Source organism: Actinomadura sp. KC216 (assembly GCF_004348535.1).
GTDB lineage: Bacteria > Actinomycetota > Actinomycetes > Streptosporangiales > Streptosporangiaceae > Spirillospora.
Genome location: NZ_SMJX01000329.1, coordinates 1 through 8,963, shown reverse-complemented (window position 1 = coordinate 8,963; position 8,963 = coordinate 1). Strand labels below are relative to the sequence as shown.

Below are 8,963 nucleotides of genomic sequence, written 5' to 3'. Positions count from 1 at the left end.
GGTGGGTTCTTGCCTCGTCGTGGAAGCGGCGGGCTAGGGTCAGGGCGTCCGCGTTGTCGGGGGTGTGGAGGAAGACGGTCGGTGAGCGGCCCTCGCGCAGCCAATCGGTGACCCTCTCGACCCAGAACCGCCATCCTTCGACCGTTTCCGTCGTGTCGTCTCGTCCGAGGTAGCGGACGATCGGACGGTCGGTCAGTGCCTCGGATCGGCGTGGAACGCGGGGCTTCTTCGTCCAGGCGTCCCGTTCGGCGTCGCTGCCCGGACGTTTCTGGAAGAACACCGTCGTGTCGAACGGAACCCATTCCGTCTTGGCGGAGGTGAGGACGCGTTCGAGATTTCGGGCGCACCCGGCGTCCTCGAAGAACGCGCGGTGGCGCACCTCGACCGCGTACCTGTGCGCCGTCGGGAGGCGACGCAGGAATCCGGCCAGCGTGCCCAGATCGGCGGGGCCGAATGAGCCCGGAAGCTGCACCCACAGTGCGTGCATTCGCGAGCCGAGGGGCTCCATCGCGGTCAGGAATGTGCGGAGTTCGTCATCGATTCCGACCAGTCGGCGCTCATGCGTGATCGACTTCGGCAGCTTGACCACCAGGCGGAAGTCGGGTTCCGTCTGCTCGGCCCAGGACTGCACCGTGCCGCGCGACGGCGTCGCGTAGAAGGTCGTGTTGCCTTCTACCGCGTTGCACCAGCTCGCGTAGGCGCGCAACCGTTCGCCTGGAGCCAGCGGATGCGGGAGGAAACGCCCGTGCCATGGCGGATGAGCCCACATCGCGCACCCCACATGAAGCCGCATGAACACGACGCTATCGAAATCGGGGGCTGACCTGGGTTCGCTACGGCGCTTGAACTCCGTCCGCCCGTGCGCCGTATCTCCACGCACAGACCGGACCTTGGAGGACGAATGACCCGCCGTAACGCCGCGAGGAAGACTCGTCTGCGCACCGTGGTCACGTGGGCCGCGGTGACCGCCGGATCCGCCGGCCTCGTGGCCGGCTCGCTGTACGCGGTCCGGATGCCGGACCAGTCCGGCGGTGGCCGGCAAGCCACGCTCGCCGGACAGGAGGCATCGAACACCCGGAAGAGATCGGCCAGCGCACTGGCCGCCGAGCTGGCCGACCGGCTCGGGCCGCGCACCGCCGGTGCGTACCTCGACGCGGCCGGCCGGCCCGTCGTGACGGTCACCAACTCGGCGGACGCCGCGATGGTGCGCGCCGCCGGTGCCGTGCCGAAGGCGCTGCCGAGAAGCCCGGCGACGTTGAAGCGGATCACCGCCGCCCTTCGCCAGTCGACGTCCGGCATACCGGGCACGGGCTGGGCCGTCGACCCCGCTACGTCCAAGGTGACCGTCTGGACGGACGATTCCGTCACCGGGAGGCGCATGGCAGCCGTCCGGAGGATGGCCCGGGAATTGGGGCCGGCGATCCGCATGGTCCGGATCCCGGGACGCCTCCGCACGTTCGCCCTCGGCGGTGACGCGATTTTCGGGCAGGGCACGCGCTGCTCGCTGGGCTTCAACGTCAAGCGCGGCGGCCAGGACTTCTTCCTCACAGCCGGGCACTGCGGCAACGTCGTCCGCACCTGGACCGCTGACCAGCAGGGCGGCCAGGCGCTCGGCACCACGGTGGAGAGCAGCTTCCCAGGGGACGACTTCGCGCTCGTCCAGGCCGAGGAGGCCGGAGAAGGGGCCGTCAACCTGTACAACGGCCAGTCGCAGGACATCACCGAGGCCGGGGAGGCCGTCGTCGGGCAACGCGTCACGCGCAGCGGCAGCACCACGGGCCTCCGCGATGGCACCGTCACTGCCGTCAACGCAACGGTGAACTATCCCGAGGGCACCGTCACCGGGGCGATCCAGACGACCGTCTGCGCGGAACCGGGTGACAGTGGCGGGTCGCTGTTCAGCGGGAGCACCGCCCTGGGCCTCACGTCAGGTGGCTCGGGCGACTGCCAGTCCGGTGGTGTCACCTTCTTCCAGCCGGTGACCGAACCCCTCCAGATATTCGGCGCCGAAGTCAGCTGACGATAGGTATCGCGAGTGGGGCCGGTTCCGGTGCGTTCGGAAACCGGCCCTTGACCTGCTCTCGGACGGCTGGTCGCGGGCTTCGGAAGCTTCTAGGCCTCCTTGTCGCGGGTCTCTTCGATCTCGTGCGGTCGGCTCATGGTCTTCCTTGGGCGTCCTGATACCGCGGGCAGAGTGGTTGCAATTCTCAGAAGTGGTCTTCGTGAGTGGTCGGTGAATCTGTTGTGGACGTGTCAGATCGGTGGAATCGAACTGACCCGAACCGGGTCCGGCGGCGCTTGAGTGGCTGTAGGGCGGTGAGCGGGCGCGTGGGCGATGCTCTGTGCGGTCTTCTCCTTCGGATGTTTCGCCGGTAGGCTTCCCGGGCCCAGTCAGCCTGGCTCGGACGATGTGGAGCCTGCCGTGTCAACGGATGATCCCTCGTACTCCGCGAAATTCTCGGTCGACGTTCCGACGCCCGCACGAATGTACGATTACGCGCTCGGCGGCAAGGACAACTACGCCGTTGATCGCGCGGCCGTCCGGGCGGTCAATGCCAGGTTTCCCGAGGCTCTCGACGCGACACGGGCCAACCGGCTCTTTCTCTACCGCGTGGTCCGATTCCTGGCACGGGACGCCGGGATCGCGCAGTTTCTCGACCTCGGCAGCGGATTGCCCACCCAGCACAACGTGCACCAGGTGGCGCAACGGTTCCGGCCGGACGCGCACGTGGTCTACGTCGACAACGACCCCATCGTGCTGACGCACGGCCGAGCCGTCCTGGCCGAGAACGAGCACACCACGGTGATCGCGCAGGACATGACCCGGCCCGACGAGGTGCTCGATCACCCTGAGGTGCAACGCCTCATCGACTTCACGCAACCGGTCGCGGCGCTCTTCCTGTCGGTTCCGCACTCGATTCCCGATGACGAGACGGCTCGGCACACCATCGGCACCATCACGGACGCGCTGGTTTCCGGCAGCTACGTCGCTCTGTCCCAGTTCGTTGGCGCCGACCAGCAGACGGCCGACGATTTCACCGCGATCATGCACAGCGTCGGCATGAAATGGAAAAGCCGTACCCCGAGCCAGGTCACGGAATTCGTGAGCGGGTGGGAACCCGTCGAACCGGGAATGGTGAACGTCATGGACTGGCGCCCTGACCCCACGCAGCCGCCCTTGGCGCCGGTCGATCCTGACTTGGCCTCCGTCCTTGGCGCCTCGACCGAACGCGAACTCGCCAGGGAGTTCGGCGGAGTGCTTCGCAAGCCCTGATATCTGCGATTCGCAGGCCGCCCGCTCTAAGAGCCTGGGCTATCGAGAGCCTGCAGTAGGTCGGACGGGATGTCGGCGGCCGGTCGCTGGCCGCCGATCGCCGATGCGCAAGTTCGCGGGCTCGCGGCGGGTGAACAGGAGGCTGGTGGGGGAGTGACGCTCGGCGGCATCAGGACACGTATTTCACCGGCGGCGGAGCTTGGGCATTGGCTTGTCGGGTCCAGCCTGTTCTGTTGTCCGGTGGACGGCGGGGTGCTTTGGTCAACGGGTGGATCGGGAGGGTGGATGGTGACGATGACTATTCGAAGTCTGTGGATCGGCGTGCTATGTTCCTTCCTCCCGCTTGTGGTGTTGCTGAGCGCACTGGCCTGATGGCGATGAGTTTCGGGTGATTTCAGTCCGAGGAGAGCAGGGCACATGACCGCTATCTATACCTTCGACGTATTCTCCACTCTCGACGGTTTCGGTTCCTACGACGGCGGCGACTGGGGCGGCTACTGGGGGAAGCAAGGCCCCGACTTTCTCGACCGCCGTCTCGCCCTCTACGGCGAGGAGCAGCGGATGGTTCTCGGTGCGATCACTTTCCGGCAGTTCGTGCAGTTGATGGGCCCGCGCACCGGGGAGTTGAAGGAGCTCGACCCTGTGAACACCCAGATGCGGAACATCCCGACGACGGTGGTGTCCACGACACTTGAAGGGCCCCTCGACTGGCCGGACGCGACCCTAGAGAACGGCGACGCCGTCGACGTCGTCGCCCGGCTCAAGGCGGAGTCCGAGGTGCCGTTGCGTTCGCACGGCAGCCTGTCGCTGAACCGGGCGCTGATGGCCGCCGGTCTGGTCGACCGCGTCCAGGTGACGATCTTCCCGGCGCTCACGGGTCAGACCGGGACGGATCCGATCTTCCAGGGTGCGGCCGACTTCGACCTGGAGCTGATCGAGAGCCGGACGCTCGACGGCCACATCCAGGAGCTCATCTACCGGCCCACCCTGCATACCTGAGACCGTTCCCATATCCCACCCGTCCTGCGGCGAGGCTGTTGCGGAAGGTCCGATGACGTTCCGGCCGGGTTCACGGCTGGTCCTGGTCATGGGGGTTGACGCTCCCCTGCTGATTTGCCAAGTCCTACGGGGGGCCTGCTTGCCGTTCTGGAACTTCGCAGACGGCGCGGACGGGGCACACGAGCGCGGACAACGCGCACGAGCCCGCACGGCGTGGACGAGGGTGGGCCAAGTGCTGCGCGTTCAACGCCCGGCGCCGCAGCGGCCATGGGCGTCGTCCTGCTTCGTCCAGCCACGTCTGTTGCGGCGTTTGAAGACGGTGTGCTTTCGTGATCGGGCTGATCGGGAGGACGCACGATGGTGAAGTTTCGTACCACAATCGAACTGGGCGGCAAGACCGCGACCGGTTTCGAGGTTCCGGCCGATGTGGTCGAACAACTGGGGGCGGGCAAGAAGCCGAAGGTGAATGTGACCATCGGCGCCCACAGCTACCGCAGCACGGTCGCCGTCTACGGCGACCGGTACATGCTGCCGCTCAGCGCCGAGAACAGGGCCAAGGCCGGTGTCGAGGCGGGAGACGAGACCGAGGTCGCTCTCGAATTGGACACGGCGCCTCGCGTGGTCGAGGTTCCCGAAGACTTCGCGCAGGTCCTTGCCTCCGACCCGGCCGCGCAGCAGACCTGGAACAGCCTGTCGTACAGCAACCAGCGCTATCACGTGCTGCAGATCGAGGGCGCCAAGAGCGAGCAGACCAGGCAACGGCGCATCGCCAAGTCGGTGGACACGCTCAGCCAGGGCAAGCAACGCTGACCCCCGGCGGGTCGACCGGAACCGGCACCACCGGCTCGGACAGCCCTGAACACCCAGCGGCCCGGTGAGAGGGAGCGCTGTCGGCTACCCCCGGTGTGCTGCTTACCGCCGTCCTGCGGCTTACCGCCGGTCTGCTAAACGATCTGCGCTGCGGCGATCCGGTGAATGGCCGGCCGGGCATCCTGTTACCGCTGGACTTCGAGAGGCTTTGGTCCGATGCCGGACGCGCCAGCGATCGACTTCTGGCGGTTCGGGTAGTTGACGGCGCGGCTATGGCGAGTCAAGGACGGCCTTGCTCCCGATCCACTGGAAGGCCTTCTTCGGGTAAGATCGCCCGTAAAATTCCACCACCTGAGTCCACAGGGACGTTAGTCGGGTTGTCATTGATCGGCTTCCCGGCCGATGCGCGATCAATGATAAAGGTGTACTCTCCAATCGTGAGCATGGGGACACATAGCGCGACGGAGGAGGCGGAGGATCTGTTCCTTCGCAGCGGGGAGAGAGTGGGTCTCCGCAGGGTCGCCGCCATCGATCAGGAAGCCTTTGTCGACCTGTCCAGGCGGAGCGAGTCGTACTTCCGTCCCTGGATCCTGGCCCCGAAGACCGCGGCCGAGTTCGACCGGTACGTCAAGCGATTCGACGGGGTGGCCGCCGAAGGGTTCGTGGTGTGCCTGCTGGAGACGAAGGCCATGGCCGGGTTCGTGAACATAAACGAGATCGTTCGCGGGCCGTACCAGCGCGGGGTCATCGGGTACGGCGCATTCGTGTCCGGTACCGGACACGGCTACATGACCGAAGGGCTTCAGCTGCTGCTCAACTATGCCTTCGACGACTTGGGCCTGCATCGCGTCGAAGCCGACATTCAGCCGGATAACCACAGGTCGCGGAAACTGGTCCAGCGGTTGCGGTTCCGAAAAGAAGGATTCTCGCCCAACTTCATCAAGATCAACGGGCGATGGATGGACCACGAACGCTGGGCGATCGTGAAAGAACAGAACTGACCGGGCCGCTGCCGGTCACAGGAGACGAAAAGCCCGGTAGAGCTGCATGAGTTCGTGATTCCACGCTTCCCGGGTCGGCTTCCGAAGCCTCAGTCCGATCGGCGGCCGCGCCGTTCCCCGCACCCTCCACCGCATTGCGGTGGGCGGCGACGCGAGCGGCCATGGCCGCGGTATCCGGGTGCTCCTCACCGAGCACGGCGCGATAGCGCTCCAAGGTCTCGGCCTCCAGCCGCCGGGCCTTCGCCGTTTCGTGAAGCTCCCGCAGATACAGGGCAAGGCTCCGGGCCACGAGCAGGGTCTGTGGATGGTCCTCGCCGAGGGCGTGGCGGCACATGTCGAGAGTGTCCTCGGCCTGGGTGCGCGCCGCCTCCACCTGTCCCGACTCGCTCAGGTGACCCGCCATGATGCCAGCCGAGTTCAACGTGTCGGGATGCTCCACACCCAGCACCTCACAACGGCGCGCGTGGATCTCCTCCACCATCGCGCGGGCCGTTTCGAGGTCGCCCAGCGTGTAAAGGTCGATGGCGAAGTTGTAGGCGACCCCGAGAGTGGAGCGCGCATTCTCCCCTAGGACCTCCGTGCTGCGACGCAATGTCTCCTCATTCAGGGCGAGTGCCTATTTGCCTGCGGGGCCGCTTCCGGATGAGGCCAACCTCTGAAAGCCCAGGCGGGTCCGACCGCCCCGGAGCCGATCGGTATGCGGGGAAGGTCAACAAGCGTGCGGTGACGCACAAGGGGACGCGCGGGCGCCGGTCGATACATTGACCGGCGTGGATCCAGCATTGACGACCGTCCTGTCCGCGGGATGAGCACGCCGAACGCGACCGGGCAGGTCGTGACCGTCACCGGGCCGGTCGATCCTCGCTCTCTCGGGCACACGGTCACCTCCGTGCACCTGGTCAGCGACCTGAACGGCCGCTCCGACACGGACATGACCGAGGCGGACGAGGCGCCGGTGCGCATGGACATGCTCGGCGCGCTCGCCCTGGGCGCCCCGAACCGGGACGACCGGCGGCTCACCGAGGCGATCGTCCGCCCCGAACTCGCCGACTTCGCCGCCCTGGGCGGCGGCGCCGTGGTCGAGGTGACCGGCGCCGACCTCGGACGCCGGGCGCGGGCGCTGGCGGACCTCTCCCGGGCGACCGGCGTCGCCGTGGTGATGGGCTGCGGCGGATACTCCCCGGCCCGGACGCCCGAGCTCGCCGAAGCGCCGCCCGAGCGCCTCACCGCGGAGATCATCGGTGCGCTCGACCAGGGAGTGGACGGCGTCCGGGCGGGTGTGATCGGTGAGATCGCGGCGCTGGATCTCGACCGGCCCGCCGACCGCGCCCTGGCGACGGGTGTCGCGCACGCCGCCCGCCGCACCGGGGCGCCCGTGCTCCTCGCCCGCGCCGCGACGGCGGCCGCCACGCACGGACTCCTCGACCTGATGGCCGCGTGCGGCGCCGACCTCGGCCGTGTCGCCGTCGGGCACTGCGACGGCCTCGCGACCGACGCCGACGCCCTCGCCCGGCTCGCCGACCGCGGCGTGTTCCTGCAGTTCGACGGGCTCGGCCGCCTCCCGACCGTGTACCGCGAGGTGGACGACCAGGACGTCGCCGCGGCGGTCCTGGCCCTTGCCGAGCGCGGCCACGCCGAGCGGATCCTGCTGTCGCCGCGCGTCGCCCGCAAGATCGATCTCAAGGCGTTCGGCGGCGGCGGGTACGGTTTCGTCGCCGAGCAGTTCGTCCCCTACCTGGGGTTCCTGGGCGCGGACGACGACCTCACGCGCACCCTCACGGTGGCGAACCCGCGCCGCTGGCTGACCATGACGGAGGGCCGCGGATGAACCTGCCGCCGACCATTCCCGACCTCGCCGGTCAGGTGCTCACGGTGACCGGGCCGGTCGACCCGTCGCTGCTCGGCCCGACGCTGATACACGAGCACCTCTTCGTCGATCTCCGCCGCCCGGCCCATGCGCTGCGCCCGGGCGAGGACGCCCCGCAGGCGCGGGAACCGCTCACCCTCGCCAACCTGGCCCGCACCCGGCACGGCGCCGTCAACGCCGACAACGACGTCCTGGCCGACTTCGACGAGATGCTCGCCGAGGTGGGGGAGTTCCGGCGCGCGGGCGGCGGGACCGTCGTGGAGGTCACGAGCCTCGGCATCGGCCGCGATCCCGGCTCGCTGCGGCGGATGGCGCAGGCCAGCGGGCTCCACATCGTGATGGGCGCGGGCTGGTACATCCCGACCTTCCACCCGCGGGACATGGGCGAACGGACCGTCGATGACCTCGCGGCCGTGATCGTCCGCGACATCGTGGACGGCGCCGACGGAACGGGGGTCCGCGCCGGGATCATCGGCGAGGTCGGCGCCGAGACCGCGCCGCTGACGCCGGAGGAGCTCAAGAGCGTCCGGGCCGCCGGACGCGCGAGCCGGATCACCGGCGCCCCGATCACCTTCCACGTGGGCGGGGTCGGCGAGGAGAAGTTCACGGTCCTCGACATCCTGGACGAGGAGGGCGTGGACCCGTCCAACGTCGTCATGGGCCACGCCGGGACCATGGCCGTCGACCCGCCCTTCGCGCGGCGGGTGCTCGCCCGGGGCGTCTTCATCGAGTTCGACTTCCTGGCCTCGCCGGGCAGCCCCTGGGGGCACCTGGTGCTGCTCGGGGACCACAAGGTCGCCCGCGGGATCGCCGACCTGGTCGAGCACGGGCACGCGGGCCAGATCCTGCTCGGCCACGACGTCTGCCAGAAGATCCAGCTCAAGCGGTACGGCGGCCAGGGGTACAGCTACATCCCCGACCATTTCCTTCCGGCGCTGCGCCGCCTCGGCGTCCCCGACGGGGCCATTGACAAGATCATGGTGGACAACCCCGCCCGCGCCCTGACCTTCAC

At 68.2% G+C, this 8,963-nt stretch carries 9 protein-coding genes; 7 read left to right on the top strand and 2 right to left on the bottom strand.

What is annotated here, in order from left to right:
* A partial coding sequence (locus E1264_RS35585; protein ID WP_132180758.1) for a DUF72 domain-containing protein occupies window positions 1-793 on the bottom strand: 793 nt, incomplete at its 3' end.
* A gap of 108 nt (window positions 794-901) precedes the next feature.
* On the opposite strand from E1264_RS35585, the gene E1264_RS35580 reads away from it, so the two are divergent.
* The 5 genes from E1264_RS35580 to E1264_RS35560 all read left to right on the top strand — a co-directional run bounded on the left by E1264_RS35580 (window position 902) and on the right by E1264_RS35560 (window position 6,084).
* Window positions 902-2,020, top strand: a complete 1,119-nt coding sequence (locus E1264_RS35580) for a S1 family peptidase (RefSeq protein ID WP_132180756.1) — start codon at window positions 902-904, stop codon at window positions 2,018-2,020.
* Between the two features lie 315 nt (window positions 2,021-2,335).
* On the top strand, window positions 2,336-3,274 hold the full coding sequence (locus tag E1264_RS35575) for an SAM-dependent methyltransferase (protein WP_132180754.1): 939 nt from the start codon (window positions 2,336-2,338) through the stop codon (window positions 3,272-3,274).
* 417 nt (window positions 3,275-3,691) lie between these two features.
* A complete protein-coding gene (locus tag E1264_RS35570; RefSeq protein WP_132180752.1) occupies window positions 3,692-4,273 on the top strand; it encodes a dihydrofolate reductase family protein in 582 nt (193 codons plus the stop codon).
* Window positions 4,274-4,630: 357 nt separating this feature from the next.
* Window positions 4,631-5,083: a YdeI/OmpD-associated family protein gene (locus tag E1264_RS35565; protein WP_207936659.1), complete on the top strand. Its 453-nt coding sequence runs from the start codon at window positions 4,631-4,633 to the stop codon at window positions 5,081-5,083.
* Window positions 5,084-5,526: 443 nt separating this feature from the next.
* On the top strand, window positions 5,527-6,084 hold the full coding sequence (locus E1264_RS35560) for a GNAT family protein (RefSeq protein WP_132180760.1): 558 nt from the start codon (window positions 5,527-5,529) through the stop codon (window positions 6,082-6,084).
* On the opposite strand, the gene E1264_RS35555 is transcribed toward E1264_RS35560, so the two are convergent.
* The gene (locus E1264_RS35555; protein ID WP_165964550.1) at window positions 6,029-6,676 is read right to left on the bottom strand and encodes a tetratricopeptide repeat protein; all 648 of its coding nucleotides are present in this window, start codon (window positions 6,674-6,676) and stop codon (window positions 6,029-6,031) included. The two genes, E1264_RS35560 and E1264_RS35555, sit on opposite strands and share 56 nt — an antisense overlap.
* A gap of 213 nt (window positions 6,677-6,889) precedes the next feature.
* Here E1264_RS35555 and E1264_RS35550 point away from each other — a divergent pair, with 213 nt between their 5' ends.
* Entirely contained in the window at window positions 6,890-7,912 is a 1,023-nt protein-coding gene (locus E1264_RS35550) for a phosphotriesterase (RefSeq protein ID WP_132180748.1), read from the top strand.
* The coding region (locus E1264_RS35545; RefSeq protein WP_132180746.1) for an aryldialkylphosphatase at window positions 7,909-8,963 on the top strand (1,055 nt) is incomplete at its 3' end. The genes E1264_RS35550 and E1264_RS35545, both read left to right, overlap by 4 nt.

Bases quoted from the DNA above. Each gene is read 5' to 3' on its own strand.
- E1264_RS35580 (WP_132180756.1), top strand. From the start codon at position 902: ATGACCCGCCGTAACGCCGCGAGGAAGACTCGTCTGCGCACCGTGGTC.
- E1264_RS35575 (WP_132180754.1), top strand. From the start codon at position 2,336: ATGCTCTGTGCGGTCTTCTCCTTCGGATGTTTCGCCGGTAGGCTTCCC.
- E1264_RS35570 (WP_132180752.1), top strand. From the start codon at position 3,692: ATGACCGCTATCTATACCTTCGACGTATTCTCCACTCTCGACGGTTTC.
- E1264_RS35565 (WP_207936659.1), top strand. From the start codon at position 4,631: ATGGTGAAGTTTCGTACCACAATCGAACTGGGCGGCAAGACCGCGACC.
- E1264_RS35560 (WP_132180760.1), top strand. From the start codon at position 5,527: ATGGGGACACATAGCGCGACGGAGGAGGCGGAGGATCTGTTCCTTCGC.
- E1264_RS35550 (WP_132180748.1), top strand. From the start codon at position 6,890: ATGAGCACGCCGAACGCGACCGGGCAGGTCGTGACCGTCACCGGGCCG.